Origin of the sequence: Bradyrhizobium sp. 22, from assembly GCF_000482425.1 — a bacterium.
Classification (GTDB): Bacteria; Pseudomonadota; Alphaproteobacteria; order Rhizobiales; family Xanthobacteraceae; genus Bradyrhizobium; species Bradyrhizobium japonicum_B.
In genome coordinates this window covers 575674-596952 of sequence record NZ_KI519400.1, presented here as the reverse complement: position 1 = coordinate 596952, position 21279 = coordinate 575674, and the positions used below count along the sequence as shown (strand labels likewise).

Genomic DNA, 21279 nt, shown 5'->3' with positions numbered 1-21279 from the left:
CAAGGCTAGACGAATAACAACAGGGCTGCACGACAGGGCAGAACCGAGAACAACAATGAAGCCGGCCGATATCCTCATCGCCGTCCTGGTGGCGGTCATCTGGGGGCTTGCCTTCGTGGCGAGCCGGTTCGCGCTCGACGAGTTGTCGCCGGAGCTGATGACGACGCTGCGCTTCGCCATTGCAGCGGTGCCGTGCCTGTTCATCCGCAAGCCCAAGATCACCTGGTCGCTGCTGATCGCGATCAGCTCCACGTTGTTCCTCGGCCAGTTCCTCAGCCAGGCCTATGGCATCGCTCACGGCGTGCCGGTCGGGCTCACCAGCGTGGTGGTGCAGAGCCAGGCGCTGTTCACGATCGGTTTTGCCGCGATCGCCTTTGGCGAGCGTCCGACACCGATGCAGACGCTCGGCATCGCTATCGCCGCGATCGGCCTGCTGATGATCTGCGGCACGGTCGGCTACGATTTCAGCGTCGCTGCGTTCGCGGTGCTGATGATCTCGCCGCTCAGCTTCGCGGTCGGCAATCTGCTGCTGCGCAAGGCCCGCGGCGTGCCGATGTTCGACCTGTTCGCGTGGCTGTGCCTCGCCTCGGCCGTGCCGCTATTCGTGCTGACGCTGATCGCCGACGGCCCGGCGCCGACCTGGACGTCGCTGAGCCGGATGTCGCTGACATCGGCGCTCTGCATGCTGGCGCTTGGCGGCATCTCCACCAGCATCGCCTATTGGCTGTGGGGCCGCTTGCTGCGCGACTATCCCGCCGCGCAAGTGGTGCCGTTCGCGCTGCTGGTCCCATTCGTCGGCTCGGCGGCCTCCAGCATCGTTTTCGGCGAGCGGTTCGGACCCTTGCGGCTTGCCGGCATGGTGACCGTGATCGGCGGTATCGCCGTGATGGTGCTGGCGAAGCGGCCCGATACGCTACCCGAAGAACCGTTGCCGAAGACGGCGTGAGGTGAGCATGTCCCAGTCGCTGCTCTATGCCTTCCTCATCTTCATGGTCGTGATGTATTTCACGCCCGGGCCGAACAACATCATGCTGCTGTCCTCGGGCCTGACCTACGGCTTCCGGCGCACCATCCCCCACATCGTGGGCATCGTTCTCGGCTTCGCCTTCATGGTCGCAGCTGTCGGCCTCGGGCTCGGCTCCGTCTTCCTGGCCTATCCGATCCTGCAGACCATCCTGAAATATGCCGGGGCCGCCTACCTGATCTATCTTGCCGCCGTGATCGCCATGTCCGGCCCGGCCAAGCCGGGGGAGGGGGATGGCCGCGGCCCGATGACCTTCTGGGGCGCGGCGATGTTCCAATGGATCAACGCCAAGGGCTGGGTGATCGTGATCGGCACCATCACCGCCTATGCGGCGATCGCCCAATTCCCGCTCAATATCGCGATCCAGACCCTGATCAGCCTGATCGTCGGTACCGTCTCGACCGTGGTCTGGGCCCTGTTCGGCTCCGCCTTGCGGCCGGTCCTGACTTCGGAGCGGCTGGTCCGGGCCTTCAATATCCTGATGGCGATCCTGCTGCTGGCCTCCCTCTACCCCGTTTTCATGGATGCATGATGTCGCGGATTTCCATGCAGAAACGGGTTTCCCTCAGGGCTGAAAATGCTCTAGACAGCCCCCGAAATCCGCAAATTTCACCCTTCGGACACTGACCAATGGCCGATTTTCGGCCCTGAACGAGGAAACGACCATGCGTGTTTATTACGATCGCGACGCCGACCTGAACCTGATCAAGGGCAAGAAGGTCGCCATCGTCGGCTATGGCAGCCAGGGCCATGCCCATGCGCTCAACCTGAAGGATTCCGGCGTCAAGGAAGTCGCCATCGCGCTGCGCAAGGGATCGGCCTCGGCCAAGAAGGCGGAGAACGCCGGCTTCAAGGTGATGGAAGTCGCCGAAGCTGCCAAATGGGCCGACCTCGTCATGATGCTGACCCCGGACGAGCTCCAGGGCGACATCTATCGCGAGCACCTGCACGACAACATGAAGAAGGGCGCGGCCCTGGTGTTCGCGCACGGCCTCAACGTCCATTTCAACCTACTCGATCCCCGCGCCGATCTCGACGTGCTGATGATCGCGCCGAAGGGCCCCGGCCACACCGTGCGCTCGGAATATCAGCGCGGCGGCGGCGTGCCCTGCCTGATCGCGATCGCCAAGGACGTCTCGGGCAACGCCCATGACCTCGGCCTGTCCTACGCCTCCGCCATCGGCGGCGGCCGCGCCGGCATCATCGAGACCACCTTCAAGGAAGAGTGCGAGACCGACCTGTTCGGCGAGCAGGTGGTGCTCTGCGGCGGCCTGGTCGAGCTGATCAAGGGCGGCTACGAGACGCTGGTCGAAGCCGGCTACGCCCCGGAGATGGCCTATTTCGAGTGCCTGCACGAGGTGAAGCTGATCGTCGACCTGATCTACGAAGGCGGCATCGCCAACATGAACTACTCGATCTCCAACACCGCCGAGTACGGCGAGTACGTCACCGGTCCGCGCATCATCACGGACGAGACCAAGAAGGAGATGCGCAAGGTTCTGGCCGACATCCAGGGCGGCAAGTTCGCCCGCGACTGGATGCTCGAGAACAAGGTCAACCAGACCTCGTTCAAGGCGACCCGCGCCAAGCTCGCTGAGCACCCGATCGAGGAAGTCGGCGCCAAGCTGCGCGACATGATGCCCTGGATCAAGAAGGGCGCGCTGGTCGACAAGAGCAAGAACTAAGTCTTTGTGCCCCGGACGCAGCGCAGCCCCCGGCGATGCAAAGCATCGTCCGGTGTGGTGCGCTGCTGATCCGGGGTCCATGCGGCTCCCGGGTCCCGGCTCCGCGCTTCGGTTCGCTGCGCTTGTCCGGGACACGGGTGAAAATCCGAGGCATGATCGCGGGGAACTCCAGGGAGGGGACCATGCGATCTGTCGTCGTCACCGGTGCGTCCACTGGCATCGGCTGGGCCACTACAAAATTCCTGGCCGGGCGCGGCTATCGCGTCTTTGGCAGTGTTCGCAAGCAGGCCGACGCCGACCGGCTGAGGGCCGAGTTCGGCGCCAATTTTACCCCGCTCTTGTTCGACGTCACCGATGAGGCTGCCGTCCTTGCCGCCGCGCGAGAAGTCCGCGAGGCGCTGGACGGGGAAACGTTGGCCGGCCTCGTCAACAATGCAGGCGTCGCGGTCGCCGGTCCCGTGCTCGAATTGTCGGCCGACGATTTTCGCCGCCAGATGGACATCAACGTCATCGGCCCCGTCATCGCGACGCAGGCGTTCGGGCCGCTGCTCGGTGCCGATCCCTCGCTGAAGGGGCCGAAGGGGCGGATCGTGATGATCAGCTCGGTCGCGGGCAAGAACGGCAATCCGCTGTCGGCGCCCTACTGCACCTCCAAGCATGCCATCGAGGGATTGGCGGAAAGCCTGCGCCGCGAATTGATGCTGTTCGGCATCGACGTCATCATCGTCGCGCCCGGCGCCGTGAAGACCCCGATCTGGAGCAAGGCCGAGCAGATCGATCTCTCCATCTACCAGAACTCGCCCTACCTGCCGGCGCTGAACAAGGTCATGGCCTTCATGATGGACCTCGGCGCCAAGGGCCTGCCGGCCGAGCGGATCGCCGAGATCGTGTTCGAGGCGCTGACGGCGGCGAGCCCCAAGGTGCGCTACCAGATCACGCCCGACCCGATGCGCCACCTGATCGCGGCCGTGCTGCCGAAGCGGACGCTCGATCGCATCATCGCCAAGCGGCTCGGGTTCCTGCCCCAGTAAGGTACCGTGTCCTGATTGATGCTGCGTTGCAACTGGAGGCAGAGGGATTGTCCGCGCTGGGGCGTCGAGGAGGGCGAGATCGAGCGGATGGCGGAAGCGGTGCTCGACCTGTTCATCTCAGGCATCGCAAAGCGCTAGGCCGGTGCTTGGCGATCTCGACCACCGTATCGCGGCGCGCCGCTCGCCGACATTAAGCGAAGGTCGGATCACGACGCGCGTTGCCTGTCCTTGACCGTTCCGTTACAGTTCTATGACATGGTGCAGGCTTCCGGCTGCGCCGGAGGCCCTGGTCGTTTTCGGGCCGGCCAGACGGCTTGGCATCACCGCACCGGACCAGAGTTGCGTGTCCTCGATGGCGTCCGCGCCCAATCCAGGTCCTTCTGCCACCACCGCCGTGCTGGCGAGCGTCGCCGCGCTCGGCATCTGGCGGCTGCTCGCCGTTGCCGCGCCGCACCTTGCCGCCCTCGCCCTGATGTACCAGACCGAGACCGATTTCGGCTCGCGGCTCTCCTTCGCGCTGGCCTGGGGCATCCTCAATTTCTTCTGGATCACATTGCTGCGCCGGCCGGCGCTCTCCGGCGCGCTGTCGCTGACCATGGTGGTCGTGCTGATGCTGCTGTCGCGGCTGAAGCACGACGTCGTGCAGATGACGGTCAACTTCATCGACCTGATGATGATCGACCGCGACACCGTCGCGTTTCTGTTCGCGATCTTCCCGAATTTGCGCTGGTCGGTGATCCTGGCCGGCCTGGTCACGCTGCCGCTGATGTATGCGCTGTGGTGGCTCGATCCGTTCCGCATCCGCCGTCTGCCCGCGCTCGCCTGCAAGCTGGCCTGTCTTGCCGCGCTGGTCGGCTATTCGCTCTATCACCCTGACGAGGCCTGGCGCGGTTATTACGACGACGGTTATCTCTCGAAATTCTTCCGCTCCGGCGTCAGTTCGGTCTCCGATTTCGTGCAATACGGCTTCATGGAATCGGCCGCCGCGACCAATGAGCGGCTCAACATGCCGCTGGTCGACTCCTGTCACCCCGCCGGGCGCCGGCCGAACATCATCATGATCCATGATGAATCGAGCTTCGACATCCGAGCGGCCCGCGGCATCAAGGTGCCGCAGGGCTATGGCAGCCACTTCAAATCCTGGGACGGCAAGCAACGCACGTTCCTGGCAGAAAGCAATGGCGGACCGAGCTGGTTCACCGAATACAACGTGCTTGCGGGGCTCTCCTCGCGTTCGTTCGGCCGCTTCGCCTATTTTGTGACACGGATCGCCTCGAGCCGCGTCGAGCGCGGGCTGCCGCTTGCGCTGCGCCGCTGCGGCTACGACACGATGTCGCTCTATCCCGCTCATGGCGGCTTCATGGCCGCCCGCAACTTTCAGATGACGACCGGTATCGAACGCTTCCTCGATTCCAAGGATCTCGGCGCCAAGGACGTCGAGCCCGACAGCTTCTTCTATGACAAGGCGCTGCAGCTGATCGGCCAGCAGCCGCCCAACAAGCCGCTCTTCACCTTCATCTATCTCGGCGCCAATCATTTCCCCTGGGAGACGCGCTTCCGTCCCGAGCTGCTGCCGAATTGGCGCGCGCCGGGCAATGTGGCGTCCATCGACGAATACCTGCGCCGGCAGGCGATGAGCGCCGAGCAGTACAAGGCGTTCGTCGCGGGGCTGAAGAAGAAATTTCCGGGCGAGCCCTTCCTGATCGTGCGTTACGGCGATCATCAGCCGGAGTTCGCGCCTGCCATCCTCGAGCCCGGGCTCGACGAGGGCGCTCTCGGCAAGAAGCTCGACGCCTACGATCCGCGCCTCTATGCGACCTATTATGCGATCGACGCCTTGAATTTCGAGCCGGTCAGAAGCGAGTCCGTGATGGACACGATCGATGGTCCCTATCTGCCGCTGGTGATCCAGGAGGCCGCGGGCATCCCGCTCGACCCGTCCTTTGCCGAGCAGAGGGAGATCATGCTCCGCTGCAAGGGCATCTTCTACGGCTGCAAAAACGGCGCCGAAGCGCGGCGGCTGAACCGTCTGCTGATCGATGCGGGGATGATTAGGGGACTGTAGGGTGGGCAAAGCGAAGCGTGCCCATCACCTGTCAGAGATCGTGGGCACGGCGCTTACGCGCCTTTGCCTACCCTGCGAGATCTCACTTTATCGCCCGCCCACCTTCTCCCACAGCCACTTCGCCACCACGTCCGGTGATGAATTCGCGTCGTTGCCGCTGGCGCGCAGGTTCGCCTCGCGCATGGTGGCGATGTCGATCTTGCCGAGCAATGGTCTCAGCGCCGCCTTGAGTCGCTCGTCACCGGCGCGCTTCGGTGCGAGCAGAAGGATCGCGTCATAGGGCGGGATGGCTTGCCTGGGGTCGTCGAGCGCGACCAGATCGTATTTCGCGATCAGGCCGTCGCTGGTGTAGCCGGCGATGACGTCGACCTCGCCGCTGGCCACCGCCGCATACATGAAGTCCGGCTGCATCTGGCGCTGGGCGCGGAACGAGAGGCCGTAGGCCTTCTGCAGCGCCGCCCATTCCGGCCGTGAGAAGAATTCGTAGTCGCCGGCGATCGACATCGTCGATGCGTGCGTGGCGAGATCGGCGATGGTGCGGATGCCGAGCGCCTCGGCACGTTTCTTCGGCATCACCAGCGCATAGGCGTTCTCGAAGCCGAGCTCGCCGAGCAGAGTGATGCCGTCCTTTGCCAGCGCAGTCTTCAGCTCCGCGATCAGCTCGGCGCGCGGCTTGATGTCGGTGCGATGCAGCTGGTTGGCCCAGAGCGTGCCGGAATAATCGACACAGAGATCGATGTCGCCGGCCTTCAACGCCCCGAAGATCACGCTGGAGCCGAGGCCCGAGCGCGCCGCCGCGGACAGGCCGGCGGCCCGCAGGCGGTCCCTGAGCAGGGCCGACAGCACATATTGCTCGGCGAATGTCTTGGCGCCGACGACATAGCCCTGCGACGGCCGCCCCATCGTCGGCACCAGCGTGGCGGCGACCAGCGCGGCGATGCCGGCCGCGCCGAGCGCGGAGCGGGCGCGGCTGCGCTGGCGCAGGCCACCTTCGATCAGGCCGAGCAGCTGATCGACGGCGAGTGCGAGCAGGGCCGAGGCAAAGCAGCCGAACAGCACGAACACCCAGTTCTGGGTCTGAAGTCCGGCAAAGATGTAATTGCCGAGGCTGGTCTGTCCGATCGGCGTCGACAGCGTCGCGGTGCCGATCACCCATACCGCGGCGGTGCGGACGCCCGCCATCATCACCGGCAACGCCAGCGGCAGCTCGACCATGATCAACGACTGGCGTGCGGTCATGCCGACGCCCTTGGCGGCCTCGATCAGTGCGGGATCGATGCCGTTGAGCCCGGTGATGCCGTTGCGCAGCACCGGCAGCATCGAATAGAGCGCGAGCGCCAGCATCGCCGGCAGGAAGCCGAAGGCCGAGAAGGACACGCCGAACCAGGCCAGCGTCACGGATGCCGCCAGCAGCAGCAGCGGATAGAACAGCGCGAGCAGCGCCAGACCCGGCACCGTCTGCACGATGCTGGCGATCGCGAGCAGGACGGCGCGCGGCGCTGGGCGGTTGCGCGTCAGGATCGCCAGCGGCAGGCTGACGACGAGACCGAGCGCGAGCGCGGCCAGACTCACCCGGACGTGGTTGCCGAGATAATCGGGCAGATGCGCCAGCGCCTCGCCCCAGCGTGGATCGGCAAGCAGGCTCATGCCGCGCCGCCCGGCGGCAGCAGCGCGTTCAGCCGTTCGATCTGGCGGCGCGGCGTGCGCAGCAGCTCCAGCACGTAAGCCTCGCCGCTGGTCGACAGTTCGGCGGGGGTGCCCTGGGCGAGCAGCTTCCCGCCGCGCATCACCGCGATGCGGTCGGCGAGCAGGATCGCCTCCGTGATGTCATGCGTGATCATCACGGTGGTCAGGCCGAGCTTGCGGTGCAGCGACCGATAGTCCTCGCCGAGCGCGTCGCGGGTGAGCGGATCGAGCGCGCCGAACGGCTCGTCCATCAGCACGATGCGAGGCTTCGCCGCAAGCGCCCGCGCCACCCCGACGCGCTGGCGCTGGCCGCCGGAGAGCGCCTCGGGCAGCCGGTCGCGATGCGCGTCACGGTCGAGCTGCACCAGCTCCAGCAATTCGTCGACCCGCGCTGCGATATCCGCCGCCGGTTCGCCCAGCAGCCTCGGTGTGACCCCGATATTGTCGACGACGCTCAGATGCGGAAACAGCCCGCCGCTCTGGAACACGTAGCCGATCCGCCGCCGCAGCGCGACCGGATCGACGCTTTGCACGTCCTCGCCTTCCACCGTGATGCTGCCGCTGTCTGCCTCGATCAGCCGGTTGGCGAGCCGCAGCAGCGTGGTCTTGCCGGAGCCCGAGCCGCCGACGATCGCCAGAAATTCGCCTTCGGCGACATCGAGCGAGACGCCGTCGACGGCCTTCAGCGAGCCGAAGCTCTTGCTGACGTGGGAATAGCTGATGGCCGGTTTGGAAGGCATCTCAATTGGGCTCGCTCTCCTTACCCTCCCCTGGAGGGGGAGGGTCGATCGCGCGGAAGCGCGAGCGGGGTGGGGTGATCTCTCAACTCGGGCACTGTTGGACGTGGAGAGACCGGCACCCCACCCCGGTTCGCATTCCGCTTCGCTTCATGCGCACCGACCCTCCCCCTCCAGGGGAGGGTAAGAGCGCGGCAAGCCCATGCGTAGCACGCTTGGCGCCTTGATTGAACTTGGCCGCGCGAGCGGCTAAGGCATCAAGCGAAATTCGGAGGAAGCATATGTCGACGCCCACGGCGGTGGCGCTGGAAGATGCCAAGGTCGCGTTCCGGCTCGGGGACGGGCGGGTCTATACGGCGGTGGAGAAAGCCCATCTTGCGGTTGCGCAGGGCGAGTTCGTGGCCATCGTCGGGCCTACGGGCTGCGGGAAATCGACGCTGCTCAACGTCGCGGCGGGGCTGCTGAAGCCGGCCGCCGGCAGCGTCAGGATTTTCGACCGGCCGCTGGCCGGGCTGAACCGGGATGCCGGCTATTTGTTCCAGGCCGACGCGCTGTTCCCCTGGAAGACCGCGCTCGACAATGTCGCGATCGGGCTCGAGGTGCAGGGCATGCCGCGCAGTGAAGCGCTGCCGCGGGCGCAGCAATGGCTGACATCGGTCGGCCTCGGCGCCTTCGCGAACCGCTATCCGCACATGCTTTCCGGTGGCCAGCGCAAGCGCGTGGCGCTGGCGCAGGTGCTGATCCGCGACCCAAAGATCCTCTTGATGGATGAGCCTTTCGGGCCGCTGGATGCGCAGACCCGCCAGGTGATGGGCAATCTGCTGCTCGACCTCTGGAGCGCCGACCGCAAGGCCGTGCTGTTCGTGACCCATGATCTCGAAGAGGCGATCGCGCTCGCCGACCGCGTCGTGATCATGTCGGCCGGTCCGTCCTCGCGCATCATCGGCGATTGGCGCGTCAGCTTGGCCCGCCCGCGCGATATCTTCGAGGTGCGGCTGGACAAGGGATTCCACGAGCTCCATCGCGAGATCTGGGGCGTGCTCAAGGACGAGGTGATGAAGGGCTACGCGCAATCCACGCAAGCGGCGGAGGCGGTCTGATGTCGCGCCCGACGCTGTTCGCGCTGCAGGTCCTGGTCGCGGTCGTCGGCCTGGTATTGTGGCAGGTGCTGTCGACCGTTCCCGTGTTCGGCAAGATCCTGCTGCCGCCGTTCTTCTTCTCCAATCCGCTCGACGTCTTCAGCCAGATCGTGAAATGGTTCTCTTCCGGCGTGATCTGGAAGCATCTCGGCATCACGCTGACGGAATCGATCCTGGCCTTCGTGATCGGTTCGGCCGGTGGCGTGCTGGTCGGCTTCTGGTTCGCGCGCCAGCCGCTGGTGGCCGCGGTGTTCGATCCGTACGTGAAGATGATCAACGCACTGCCGCGCGTGGTGCTGGCGCCGATCTTCGCGCTGTGGCTTGGCCTCGGCATCTGGTCCAAGGTCGCGCTCGGCGTGACGCTGGTGTTCTTCATCGTGTTCTTCAACGTCTATCAGGGCGTCAAGGAGGTCAGCCGCACCGTGCTCGACAACGGCCGCATGCTCGGCATGAACGAGCGGCAGCTGATGCAGCACGTCTATTGGCCCTCGGCGCTGTCCTGGATGTTCTCCTCGCTGCACACCTCGGTCGGCTTCGCCGTGGTCGGCGCGGTGGTCGGGGAATATCTGGGGTCTGCGGCAGGGCTCGGCTACCTCATTCAGCAGGCCGAGGGTGTGTTCGACGTTGCCGGCGTGTTCGCCGGCATGTTCGTGCTCTCGGCCTTCGTGATCCTGATCGACTTCGGGGTGACGCTGGTGGAGCGGCGCCTGCTGGTGTGGCGGCCGACGGCGTCGGACGGGCGGGGTTAGGCTGTAACGGTCTCGATTGAATGGCCGGCGAAGCGCTTCTCAAGGCAGCCCTGCTGCTCTATGGTGCCGCCGGCCGAACGGAGGAAACCAATGAAGAACACGATTGCCAGGCTCGCCGGCGCGCTGCTCGCGCTGACGCTCACCGTCTCGCTTGCCCAGGCGCAAAGCAAGGTCACCATCGCGGTCGGCGGCGGCTCCTGCCTGTGCTATCTGCCGACGGTGCTGGCCAGGCAACTCGGCGAATACGAGAAGGCCGGCCTCAATGTCGAGCTCGTGGACCTCAAGGGCGGCTCGGACGCGCTGAAGGCCGTGCTCGGCGGCAGTGCCGACGTCGTCTCCGGCTATTTCGACCATTGCGTCAATCTCGCCGCCAAGAAGCAGGAGCTCCAGTCCTTCGTGGTCTATGACCGCTATCCCGGCCTCGTGCTGGTGGTCGCGCCCTCGCGGACCAATGAGATCAAATCGGTCAAGGATCTCGCCGGCAAGAAAGTCGGCGTGAGTGCGCCCGGCTCCTCCACCGACTTCTTCCTCAAATACATGCTCAAGAAGAACGGGATCGATCCCACCAGCGTCGCCGTGATCGGCGTCGGTCTCGGCGCCACCGCGGTCGCCGCCATGCAACAGGGCCAGATCGACGCTGCCGTAATGCTCGATCCCTCGGTGACCGTGCTTCAGGGCAGCCACAAGGATCTGCGCATCCTCTCGGACACCCGCACGCAGAAGGACACGCTCGAGACATTCGGCGGCGAGTATCCTGGCGGCGCGCTCTACTCGACCGTGGCCTGGATCAACGGCCACGAGAAGGAAGCGCAGGCGCTCACCAATGCCATCCTCGCCACGCTGGCCTGGATCCATTCGCACTCGCCAGAGGAGATCATGGCGAAGATGCCGGAAGAGACGGTCGGCAAGAACAAGGATCTCTATCTCGCCGCGCTGAAGAACACGATCCCGATGTACTCGGAGACCGGCAAGATGGACCCGAAGGGGGCGGACGCCGTGCTCGCGGTGTTCAGCGTCGGCTCGCCCGAGGTGGCCAATGCCAAGATCGACGTCAGCAAGACCTTCACCAACAAGTTCGTCGAACAAGCCAAGAAGACCACGGGAAACGTCAAATAGCCGACGCGATAGCCGTTCCGCATGACGTCACCGATCATTCATCGCGTCACGACGCTCGCTCTTGCGGTGCGGCCGATCGTCTGGCCGTTCGCGGAGGAGCGCCGTGACGAGATCGCGGCGCACTTCGCCGAGAAGCAGCGCGAGCGGCCGAAGATCTGGAACGGCCGGGTCCTGCTCGGGCGCGATCCCGTGTTCGCGGGCGGCCATTTCGCTTCCACTTATTTCGAGACCGATTTTGCAAGCTTCCTCGCCTGGCGCGACTGGGGTTTTCCCGGCGTCCCCGTGTTCAACGGTTTCGGCATGGGCGCGCTGCGTACCTCCGACGGCGCCTTCATCATGGGCGAGATGGCGCAGCACACCGCCAATGCGGGCCGTATCTATTTCCCGTCGGGCACGCCTGATCTCGACGACGTCAGGGACGGCGCACTGGACATCCCCGGCAGCGTCGTCCGCGAGCTCGAGGAGGAGACCGGCCTGACGCCGGCGGACTACCGGGCCGAGCCGGAATGGCACTGCGTCGTCAGCGGTCCGACGATTGCGATGATGCAGGTGCTCAACCTGGATATGTCGGGAGAGGAGGCCCGCGCCCGGATCGAAGCCAACCTCGCCCGCGAGGACGAGCCCGAATTGTCGGCCATCCATCTCGTGCGCGGGATGAGTGATCTGAAGCCGACCATGCCGCGATTTGTCACGGCCTTTATCGAGCAGCAGTTCGCCTCGCGCTGATGCGCAAGGCTTGACATCCCTGCGCTCTGCCCATGTGATGGGGGCAAGCAAGATCAAGACGAATGCAACGCACAATCGTCCAGGGAGGTTCTGATGCGCATGCGCATGGCTGCCCGTTTGCTACGTGGGCTGTTGGTCGCGATATCAGCGACAGGCTTGGCGGTGTCCGCCGAGGCCCAAGACAAGGCTCAGGACAAGAAGCTCAAGATCGGTGTCATCTATGATCTGACGGGCCCGCTCGCCGGTGGCGGCTCGGAGCTGCAATATACCGGCGCGAGAATCATGCTGGATCAGTACAGCGGGAAGGACGTCGAGGGCTACAAGATCGAGGCGATCTATGCCGATGCTCAGAGCAAGCCGGACGTCGCCATCAATGAAGCGATCCGTTTGATCGAGCAGGAAAAGGTCGACATGCTGCTCGGCTTCTTTTCCTCGGCGCAGTGCGTGCCGGTGGCAGCGCGCGTCGAGCAGCTGAAGAAGTTCATGTGGATCACGACCTGCATCTCGTCTGCGGTGCTGGAGAACAAGAACTACAAATACGTGTTTCGGCCGCAGGCCTCCGGCGATCAGTTCGGCATGATGACGATGGACTTCATCGCGCAGAACACGAAGGAGAAGCTGGGCAAGGAGCCGAAGGATCTGCGGGTCGCCATCATCCATGAGGATGGCGCCTACGGCGTCGACGTCGCCAAGGGCAACGAAGCCGGTGCCAAGAAGGCCGGCTTCAACATCGTGCTCAGGGAAGGCTATTCGGCCACGGCCCCGGATTTGTCTGCGCTGGTCACCAAGCTGAAGCGGGCCAAGCCGGATGTGGTCTTCCACACCGGCTACAATCCCGACATCACCCTGTTGCTCCGGCAAGCCCGCGAGCAGGGGCTGAAGTTCGGGGCGCTGGTGGGACATGGCGCGGGCTACGGGGTCTATGAAAAGCTGAAGGAAGGCCTCGGCGCGGATGTCAACTACGTCTTCAACACCGATCCGATCTCGATCTGGCTCGCCAACCAGAAGAGCATGGATCCGAAGCTGCCGCCGATCATCAAGGCGGTCGGCGAGGAGTTCGACAAGCGCAAGCCGGGCCTCGCCATCCGTTCGGCTCATGTCGGCATGGCGGCGTCCAACACCCACCTGTTCCTGACCGACGTGCTGCCGCGAGCCATCAAGAAATACGGCGGCATCGATCCCGACTCCCTGCGCAAGGCAGCACTCGACACCGACATCCCCGAAGGCGGCACCATGCTCGGCTTCGGCGTCAAATTCCACGGCGAGGGCTCGCCCATGGCCGGCCAGAACGAGCGCTCGTTCCCCGTCGTGATCCAGTACGTCGACGACAAGTCCTACGTGGTGTGGCCCAAGAGCCAGGCGCAGCGCGAGGCCGTGCTGCCGCTGCCGAAGGGCACCACCTATAGCAACCAGTAGCGGCGGAGAGCCTTGGTGCTGGAAGTCAGCGGGCTGGTGAAGCGGTTTGGCGGCTTCACTGCCGTGAACAACGTGTCGTTTCGGGTCGACCAGGGCGAGATCCTCGGCCTGATCGGCCCCAACGGCTCGGGCAAGAGCACGATCTTCAACATGCTCTCCGGCACGCTGGCGCCGACCTCGGGCTCGATCCTGTTCGGCGGCTCCGAGATCGCGGGCCTCGCCCCGCACCGGATCATCAACAGCGGCATCGGGCGGACCTTCCAGATTCCGCGGCCGTTCCGCCGCCTGACCATCTTCGAGAACGTTGCGCTCGCGGGCTTTTATGGGCAGGGCCGCCACAGCCGCGTCAAGGCCGAGGAGGCGGCCGAGCGTTCGCTTGCGATGGTCGGCCTGCCGACCGATCGCCATGCCAGCGTCGACGGTCTCGGTGCCGCCGGCCTGAAGAAGCTCGAGCTCGCCAAGGCGCTCGCCACCGCGCCGAAGCTGCTGCTGGCCGACGAGAGCCTCGGCGGCCTCGACGAGGCCGAGATGGACCAGGCCGCCGACATGCTGCGCAACATCCGCGACGAGCTCGGCATCACCATCATCTGGGTCGAGCACATCATGGGCGTCTTGATGCGCGTCGTCGATCGCGTCATGGTGCTCGATCACGGCGAGAAGATCTCGGAAGGCCTGCCGAGCGCGGTCGCCGGCGATCCGCGCGTCATCGAGGTCTATCTCGGCACCGATGCCGAGACGACGCAGGCCGCGGCCGCCGAAGCGCGCCGCCGCGCGGGAGGCTAGCCGATGCTGGAGCTCCGCGCCGTCAATGCCGGCTATGGTACGTTCCAGGCGCTGTTCGACGTCAGCCTCGACGTCAGGGCCGGCGAAGCCGTCGGCGTCATCGGCCCCAACGGCGCCGGCAAGACCACCCTGATGCGCGTCATCTCCGGCCTGATCCGGCCCTCGCGCGGCTCGATCCGGATGGAAGGCGTCGACGTCGTGGCAACGCCGCCGCACAAGATCGTCAGCCTCGGCATCGCGCATGTGCCGGAGAACCGGCGATTGTTTCCGCAGCTCACGGTCGACGACAATCTCAAGATGGGCGCGTTCATGAAGGAGGCGCGCGGGCATTATGCCGAGCGGCTCGAGGTCGTGTTCGACCTGTTCCCGCGCCTGAAGGAGCGGCGGCACCAGATGGCCGGCACGATGTCCGGCGGCGAGCAGCAGATGTGCGCGATCGGCCGCGCGCTGATGTCCAATCCGAAGTTGCTGCTGCTCGACGAGCCGTCGGCGGGGCTCGCGCCGGTCGTGGTGCAGCAGGTGTTCGAGCTGGTGAAGCGGATTCGCGCCAGCGGGCTGACGGTGCTGATCGTCGAGCAGAACGTGCAGCAGGTGCTGAAAGTGGTCGATCGCGCCTATCTGATCGAGGCCGGCTCGATCCGCGCGTCCGGCACCGCGGCCGAGATGCTGGCGAGCGATACGGTCAAGGAAGCGTATCTCGGGGTGTGATGGGCATGCAGGGATTCCTCGACGTCTTCGACATCTACCTGCTGGAGGCCGTGATCAACGGCATCCTGCTCGGCGGCGTGCTGGCGCTGCTCGCGCTCGGGCTCAACCTGATCTTCGGCGTCATCGACGTGACCTGGATCTGCTACGCCGAGCTGGTGATGATCGGCATGTACGGCATGTATTTCTTGGTGCAGGTTTACGGCGTCAGCTATTTCGTTGCCGCCCCGCTCACCATCCTGCTGGTCGCCGTGCTTGGCGCGGCGCTGCATTACCTCGTGATCGCGCCGCTACTGACCGCGCCGCCGATCAACCAGCTGCTCGCGACCGGCGGCGTGCTGTTCGTGCTGCAGAGCTTTGCCACCGTCGCCTTCGGCATCGACTTCCGCAATCTCGGCATCCGCCTGCCGGTGCTCGCCTTCGGCGACATGAATTTCAGCTATGCGCGGCTGCTGTCGTTCCTGGCGGCGCTGGTCGGCATGGTCGCGGTCTACCTGTTCATGACGCGCACCTTCACCGGCACTGCGATCCGCGCCATCTCGCAGGACCGCCAGATCATGGCGCTGATGGGTGTCGACACCAGGCGGATCTATCTCATCACCTCCGCGCTCGGCGGCGCGCTGGCCGGGCTCGCCGCCTGCCTTCTCGTGCTGCAATATGACGTGCACCCCTTCGTCGGCCTGTCGTTCGGGCCGATCACCTTCCTCATTTGCGTGCTCGGGGGCCTCGGCAACTTCATCGGCGGCTTCATCGCCGCCTTCGTGTTTGCCGAGATCATCTCGCTCGGCGGCCTGTTCTCCGATCTCGAATGGGGCTACGTGCTCGCCTTCGCCTTCTTCATCGTCATGATGTTCATCCGGCCCGCGGGCCTCCTGGCGAGGCGCCGATGACGGGGCAGGGGCGGCTTGCGGCATGGGGAATAGGCCTGGCGGCGCTGGTCGCGCTGCCGTTCGTCTATCGCGATCCCTATCATCTGCACATCCTGGTGCTGATCCTGATCTGGTCGTTCGCCTACACCTCCTGGTCGGTGATGGGACGGTTCGGCCTGGTCTCGCTCGGGCACGGCGGCTTCATGGGGATCGGCGCCTATGTCACCGCGCTGCTTTGGAATCACGCAGGGCTGTCGCCCTGGATCGGCATTCCCATCAGCATGATCGCGGCCGGCGCGCTGGCGCTGATCGTCGGCTATCCTTGCTTCCGCTTCCGCATCACCGGGCATTATTTCGTGCTGGTGACGCTGGCGCTGTCGGGCATCGTGCTCCAGGTCATCACCGCGACGCGCGACTACACCGGCGGCTCGCTGGGCTACACGCCGAACCGGACCTCGGGCAGCAAGCTGCTGGCGCTGCAATTCGACGACAAGACGACCTGGTACCTGATCGCGCTCGGGGTCTGGCTGTTCGGCATCGTGGTCTGGCACTGGGTCGACCGCAGCATGGCCCGCTATGCGCTGGAGGCGATCTCGGAGGACGAGGACGCGGCGGCCGCCGCCGGCGTCGACGTCACCGCGGAGAAGCTGAAGATCACGCTGCTCAGCGCGTTGATGACGGCGCTGGCGGGCGCGATCTACTGCCAGTACCAGATGTTCATCACGCCCGACACCGTCAGCGGCATCGCGGTGTCGCTGCAGATGGTGTTCGCGGCCATCGTCGGCGGCCTGTTCGTCTCGCTCGGCCCGACCGTCGGCGCCATCATCACCATCATGCTGGCCGAGACCCTGCGCATCGGTTTCGGTACCAAGGCGGTCGGCTGGGACAACCTTGTCTACGGGCTATTGCTCGTGCTTTTCATCATATTCCTTCCCAAGGGCATCCTTGGTAGCTTGCTCGACCGATTGAAGCCGCAACGCAAGGTGCCCCGCGCTCATGAGCAAGAAACCGTCCAAGCCGCTCGCCCAGGAGCTTGACCGCTACATTACGCCGTTCCGCTATGACGGTTCGGGCAAGTTTCATCTCAAGGATCACAAGACCAGCGAGAAGGGCGGTCTCGACAAGGAGGCGGCGCAGGCGATTCTCGACGCCAACAAGAAGCGGCTGACCGAGTTTCAGGAGAAGCTCTACGCGCAGGACCGCTGGTCGCTGCTGATCGTGTTCCAGGCCATGGATGCCGGCGGCAAGGATAGTGCGATCAAGGCGATCTTCGAAGGCATCAACCCGCAGGGCTGCGAGGTCCATGCCTTCAAGGCGCCGAGCAGCAAGGAGCTCGACCACGACTTCCTCTGGCGCCATGTGATCGCGCTGCCCGAGCGCGGCCGTATCGGCATCTTCAACCGTTCCCACTACGAGGAATGCCTGGTGACGCGCGTGCATCCGGAGCTTCTCGCCAAGGAGAAGCTGCCGCAGAGGCTCCTCACCAAGAACATCTGGAAGGAGCGGTTCGAAGACATCTCCGCATGGGAGCGCTATCTCTGCCGCAACGGCACCGTGGTGCTGAAGTTCTTCCTCAACGTCTCCAAGGACGAGCAGCGCGAGCGCTTCCTCGACCGGCTGCAGGATCCGGCCAAGCAGTGGAAATTCTCGATGGGCGACATCGAGGAGCGCGCGCTGTGGCCGCGCTACCAGGCGGTCTACCAGGATATCGTCCGGCACACGGCGACGTCTCATGCGCCTTGGTACGTCGTGCCGGCCGACCACAAATGGTTCGCGCGCGTCGTGATCGGCTCAGTGATCAATGCGACGCTCGAAAAGCTCGACTTGCGCTTTCCCCGCGCCGACAAGGCCTCGCTGCGCGAGTTCGACGAGGTGCGCAAGGCGCTGGAGCAGGAAGAAAACAGAGGCAATACAAAAAAATCGCGAAAACAACCCCATGCACAGTAGCCGGTGGCAGCAAAATCAACGGCTTGGGGTCGCCGGGAAAGAGTTCTAAATTTGCGAATTTTGTCGCGTCGGGCAAAACAGACGCTCGGCGCGCCCTGCGGAACCGGCGGCTCAATTGTGATGTCGCACCCCGGCTGATCCCGCTTGACAGTTTTGTGTCACAGGAGGACCATGCCGACGGTCGCAAACAAGCGACGCGCAACGTCCACCTCATGAGCAAGGGGAGGTCTATGACTCCACCTCCGCAAATCCAGCCGCGTTAAGTGCGATGGAGCTCGTTCGGACTATCGCATAGCGGCAAAAACCGCGAACGGCACGCCGGGTCAAGGTTTAGCGGGCTGCATCAGTGAGGCAGAGCCCCTACCTTCCCGGCGCTGTATTTTTTATCGCATCGATCGTGCTGCCGGCCGTGGCCAAGCGGCGGCGCCGATCACATCCTGCTTTTGTCCTCCTTCCTCCTCGCATCGAGAGCCGCTTTCCCACGGCGCATCCTTCGAGACGTCCGCCGTTGGCGGGCCCTCAGGATGAGGATCGAGTGCGCGGCTGCAGTTTCAACGAGGACCAATGCTGCTGAGCCTCACCCTGAGGAGCGCTCGAAGAGCGCGTCTCGAAGGGCGAGGCCTGCGCTCGGAGCGTGATGGCCTCCGACCTCAATGCGATCCTCCGGGAAGCTCGCTTCGCAGAGACGTAGTTCCCTCACCTCGCATCGCGACAAATGCCAAGAGAATGTCGCCTCGAAGGCCAATTTCCGACACAGGCGAGAGGCGAATAGCGGCAATCCGACATGACGCATGTGTTTCGGTGGTCCCGACGCCGCCGGCGCATGCATTTTTTTCAGGGAATCCTCGTGTCGCAGAAGCTTGCCCAAGCCTTCCTCGCCGTTCTCTTCCTCGCGCTCTCCTTCCCCAGCGTGCGCGCCGAGCAGGCGCAGCCCGCGACGACCAATGCGGCCGCGTTGTCGCCCGAGGAGGCCAGGCGCGCGCTTGAGACGCTCCAGGACGACAAGAAACGCGCGCAGATGATCGACACGCTGCGCGCGATCGCCAATGCGTCCGGTCCACAGCAGCCCGCGACGCCTGCGGCCGCGCAGACGTCGCCGATCCCGCTCTCGGCTGACGGCCTCGGTGCGCAGCTCCTGCTCACGGTGTCGGAGGAGATCGGCGAGATCTCGAGCGAGATCGCCAGCGTGGCGCGGACGATCACGCATTTCCCGGCGTTCTATTACTGGATCGTGCGGACCGCCAACGATCCCGCGGCCTATAACCTTCTGATCGAGATCGCCTGGAAGCTCGCATTGGTGCTCGGTTGCGCGCTGGTGGCCGAGTGGGTGCTGTTCCGCCTGATCCGCCGCCCGGTTGCCTTCCTGGAAGGACGCGTGCCGCAAGCCGCGCATCTGCCGGCGCAGGTGCTGCCGATTGCCGATCCGCCGTCTTCGGTCGCCGATGTCACCCCCGCGCCCGAGTTGCACAAGCGCCGTCACAGCCTTGCGCGCGTCTGGCAGGTCATGCTGCGGCTGCCCCCCGTGTTCGGCCGCCTCGTGCTCGAGCTGCTTCCCGTTCTCGTCTTCGTGGGCGTCGCGACGGCGTTGCTCGGCACCGAGATCGGCCAGCCTACCACGGTCCGCCTCGTGATCCTCGCCGTCGTCAACGCCTACGCGTTCTCGCGCGGGCTCATCTGCGTGGTGCGCGCGTCGGCAGGGCCGTTCGGCCTGTTTCCGGTGCGCGCCGAGACGGCGGCCTATGTCGAGATCTGGGCGCGCCGCATCGTCGGCGTCGGCGTCGCCGGCATCGCCTTTGCCAATGTCGCGCTGCTGCTCGGTCTGCACCGCGCCGGCTATGCCGCGCTGCTGCGCATGGTGATGCTGATCGTGCACCTCTTCGTCGTCGTCATCATCCTGCAATGCCGGCGGCAGGTTGCCGAGGCCATCCGCGCGCCGGCCGACCGGCAGGGAATCGCGGCCCGCCTGCGCAACCGCATCGCCGGCGGCTGGCATTATCTCGCCATCGCCCTGGATCTCGCGCTGTGGGCGGTGTGGGCGCTCAACATCCGCAACGGCTATTCGCTGCTGCTGCAATATTTCGTCGGCACCATCGTGGTCGCCGTGATCACGCGGCTCGCCGTCATGCTGACGCTGAGCCTGATCGACCGCGGCTTCCGCATCCAGCCGGAGATTCTCCAGCGCTTTCCGGGCCTCGAGATCCGCGCCAACCGCTATTTGCCGCTGCTGCGCAAGATCGTGTCGGGCGTGATCGTCTTCATCGGCCTGGTGGCGGTGCTCGAAGTCTGGGGTGTGGACGCCATCGTCTGGTTCTACGGCGGCCAGATCGGCAGCCGGCTGATCTCCGCTTTGGTGACGATCGGCCTCGCCGTGTTCATCGCCGCCGCGATCTGGGAAGCCAGCAACGCGCTGCTGGACCGCCAGATCAACACGCTGTCGCGCGATGGGCACTATGCCCGCGCCGCGCGCCTGCGCACCTTTCAGCCGATGCTGCGCACCGCGCTGCTCTGCCTGATCGCAACGATCGTCGGCCTCACCGCGCTGAGCGAGATCGGCGTCAATGTCGCGCCGCTGCTGGCGGGCGCCGGCATCGTCGGCATCGCCATCGGCTTCGGCTCGCAGAAGCTGGTGCAGGATCTCATCACGGGTCTGTTCCTGCTGCTGGAGAACACGGTGCAGGTCGGCGACAATGTCAGCGTGTCGGGGCTGTCCGGGACGGTCGAGAACGTCTCGATCCGCACCATCCGCCTGCGCGCGGGCGACGGCGCGGTGCACATCGTGCCGTTCAGCGCGGTCACGACCATCACCAATGCCAGCCGCGGCGCCGGCAACGCCTCGGTCAGCGTCAACGTCGCCTACAGGGAGGACACCGACCGCGCCGGCCAGATCCTCAAGGACATCGTCGACGAGATGCGCCGCGAACCCGAATTCCGCGCGCTGATCCGCGGCGACCTCGATCTTTGGGGCATCGACAAGGTGGACGGCGCGATGGTGTCGATCGTCGGCCAGATCCGCTGCACCGAGGCGGGGCGCTGGCCGGTCCAGCGCGAATTCAACCGCCGCATGAAGCTGCGCTTCCAGCAGAACGGCATCAACATCGCATCCGCCACCCAGACCATCCTGATGCACATCGCGCCGCCGGCAGATGCCGCGGCCAATCTGACGCCGCGGCGGGCGGCCGGTTAGTCGCCCGCGGAAATTTCCGGCTTGCCTCCGTCCAGCCGGCAGCGTTCACTCTGTCTCCAGCCCGCTGCCGGCATTCCGACCGTGGACGAGGCGGGCCTGCCGGGGCTCTATATTTCCTACTGGCACGGCATCTGGGCACCGAAGACCACGCCGAAGGAGATCGTGGCCAAGCTGAACGCAGCCATCGTCGGCGTGCTTGCCGATGCCGCGGTCGAGCGGCGCTTTGCCGAATTGGGTCAGGAGATACCACCGCCCGACCAGCAGACGCCTGAGGCGCTCGCGGCTTTCCAGAAGGCCGAGACCGCGAAATGGTGGCCGATCGTGAAGGCGGCCAACATCAAGCCGGAATAGCTGTGCATGGCGCCGTAAGCACTTTTCCTCATCCTGAGGAGGCCGCGCAGCGGCCGTCTCGAAGGA

General features: G+C 65.2%; 18 protein-coding genes and 1 pseudogene. 17 read left to right on the top strand and 2 right to left on the bottom strand.

What is annotated here, in order from left to right:
* The first annotated feature begins 55 nt into the window (after window positions 1-55).
* The 5 genes from K410_RS0128250 (at window position 56) to K410_RS0128225 (ending at window position 5805) form a co-directional block, all read left to right on the top strand.
* Complete coding sequence (locus K410_RS0128250; protein WP_028137985.1) at window positions 56-946, top strand: EamA family transporter; 891 nt, start codon at window positions 56-58, stop codon at window positions 944-946.
* A gap of 7 nt (window positions 947-953) precedes the next feature.
* Window positions 954-1556 carry a LysE family translocator gene (locus K410_RS0128245; protein WP_028137984.1) on the top strand — a complete coding sequence of 201 codons (603 nt, stop codon included), beginning with the start codon at window positions 954-956 and terminating at the stop codon, window positions 1554-1556.
* A gap of 133 nt (window positions 1557-1689) precedes the next feature.
* Window positions 1690-2709, top strand: a complete 1020-nt coding sequence (gene ilvC / locus K410_RS0128240; RefSeq protein WP_028137983.1) for a ketol-acid reductoisomerase — start codon at window positions 1690-1692, stop codon at window positions 2707-2709.
* Window positions 2710-2891: 182 nt separating this feature from the next.
* On the top strand, window positions 2892-3740 hold the full coding sequence (locus tag K410_RS0128235; protein ID WP_028137982.1) for an SDR family oxidoreductase: 849 nt from the start codon (window positions 2892-2894) through the stop codon (window positions 3738-3740).
* 352 nt (window positions 3741-4092) lie between these two features.
* Window positions 4093-5805 carry a sulfatase-like hydrolase/transferase gene (locus K410_RS0128225; RefSeq protein ID WP_028137981.1) on the top strand — a complete coding sequence of 571 codons (1713 nt, stop codon included), beginning with the start codon at window positions 4093-4095 and terminating at the stop codon, window positions 5803-5805.
* Between the two features lie 87 nt (window positions 5806-5892).
* Here K410_RS0128225 and K410_RS0128220 read toward each other — a convergent pair whose 3' ends face one another.
* Together K410_RS0128220 and K410_RS0128215 are read right to left on the bottom strand one after the other, a co-directional pair.
* Entirely contained in the window at window positions 5893-7452 is a 1560-nt protein-coding gene (locus tag K410_RS0128220; protein WP_028137980.1) for a glycine betaine ABC transporter substrate-binding protein, read from the bottom strand.
* The gene (locus K410_RS0128215) at window positions 7449-8231 is read right to left on the bottom strand and encodes an ATP-binding cassette domain-containing protein (protein ID WP_028137979.1); all 783 of its coding nucleotides are present in this window, start codon (window positions 8229-8231) and stop codon (window positions 7449-7451) included. The genes K410_RS0128220 and K410_RS0128215 overlap by 4 nt, the downstream gene beginning before the upstream one ends.
* 278 nt (window positions 8232-8509) lie before the next feature.
* Here K410_RS0128215 and K410_RS0128210 point away from each other — a divergent pair, with 278 nt between their 5' ends.
* From K410_RS0128210 to K410_RS0128155, 12 genes and pseudogenes are all read left to right on the top strand, one after another.
* Entirely contained in the window at window positions 8510-9328 is an 819-nt protein-coding gene (locus K410_RS0128210; RefSeq protein WP_028137978.1) for an ABC transporter ATP-binding protein, read from the top strand.
* Window positions 9328-10116: an ABC transporter permease gene (locus tag K410_RS0128205; RefSeq protein WP_028137977.1), complete on the top strand. Its 789-nt coding sequence runs from the start codon at window positions 9328-9330 to the stop codon at window positions 10114-10116. Before K410_RS0128210 ends, K410_RS0128205 begins: the two co-directional genes overlap by 1 nt.
* Before the next feature lie 90 nt (window positions 10117-10206).
* Entirely contained in the window at window positions 10207-11232 is a 1026-nt protein-coding gene (locus tag K410_RS0128200) for an ABC transporter substrate-binding protein (RefSeq protein ID WP_028137976.1), read from the top strand.
* Window positions 11233-11253: 21 nt separating this feature from the next.
* A complete protein-coding gene (locus K410_RS0128195; RefSeq protein ID WP_028137975.1) occupies window positions 11254-11958 on the top strand; it encodes a hypothetical protein in 705 nt (234 codons plus the stop codon).
* A 93-nt stretch (window positions 11959-12051) separates the two neighbouring features.
* Entirely contained in the window at window positions 12052-13374 is a 1323-nt protein-coding gene (locus K410_RS0128190) for an ABC transporter substrate-binding protein (protein WP_028137974.1), read from the top strand.
* 15 nt (window positions 13375-13389) lie between these two features.
* Entirely contained in the window at window positions 13390-14157 is a 768-nt protein-coding gene (locus tag K410_RS0128185) for an ABC transporter ATP-binding protein (protein ID WP_028137973.1), read from the top strand.
* 3 nt (window positions 14158-14160) lie between these two features.
* Complete coding sequence (locus K410_RS0128180; protein ID WP_028137972.1) at window positions 14161-14865, top strand: ABC transporter ATP-binding protein; 705 nt, start codon at window positions 14161-14163, stop codon at window positions 14863-14865.
* A gap of 5 nt (window positions 14866-14870) precedes the next feature.
* Complete coding sequence (locus tag K410_RS0128175) at window positions 14871-15752, top strand: branched-chain amino acid ABC transporter permease (protein ID WP_028137971.1); 882 nt, start codon at window positions 14871-14873, stop codon at window positions 15750-15752.
* The gene (locus K410_RS0128170) at window positions 15749-16768 is read left to right on the top strand and encodes a branched-chain amino acid ABC transporter permease (protein ID WP_028137970.1); all 1020 of its coding nucleotides are present in this window, start codon (window positions 15749-15751) and stop codon (window positions 16766-16768) included. The genes K410_RS0128175 and K410_RS0128170 overlap by 4 nt, the downstream gene beginning before the upstream one ends.
* Entirely contained in the window at window positions 16728-17678 is a 951-nt protein-coding gene (locus tag K410_RS0128165; RefSeq protein WP_028137969.1) for a polyphosphate kinase 2 family protein, read from the top strand. Before K410_RS0128170 ends, K410_RS0128165 begins: the two co-directional genes overlap by 41 nt.
* An 847-nt stretch (window positions 17679-18525) precedes the next feature.
* On the top strand, window positions 18526-20862 hold the full coding sequence (locus tag K410_RS0128160; RefSeq protein WP_028137968.1) for a mechanosensitive ion channel domain-containing protein: 2337 nt from the start codon (window positions 18526-18528) through the stop codon (window positions 20860-20862).
* 54 nt (window positions 20863-20916) lie between these two features.
* Window positions 20917-21213, top strand: a pseudogene (locus K410_RS0128155) (tripartite tricarboxylate transporter substrate-binding protein); the annotation flags it as partial.
* Between the last annotated feature and the right edge of the window lie 66 nt (window positions 21214-21279).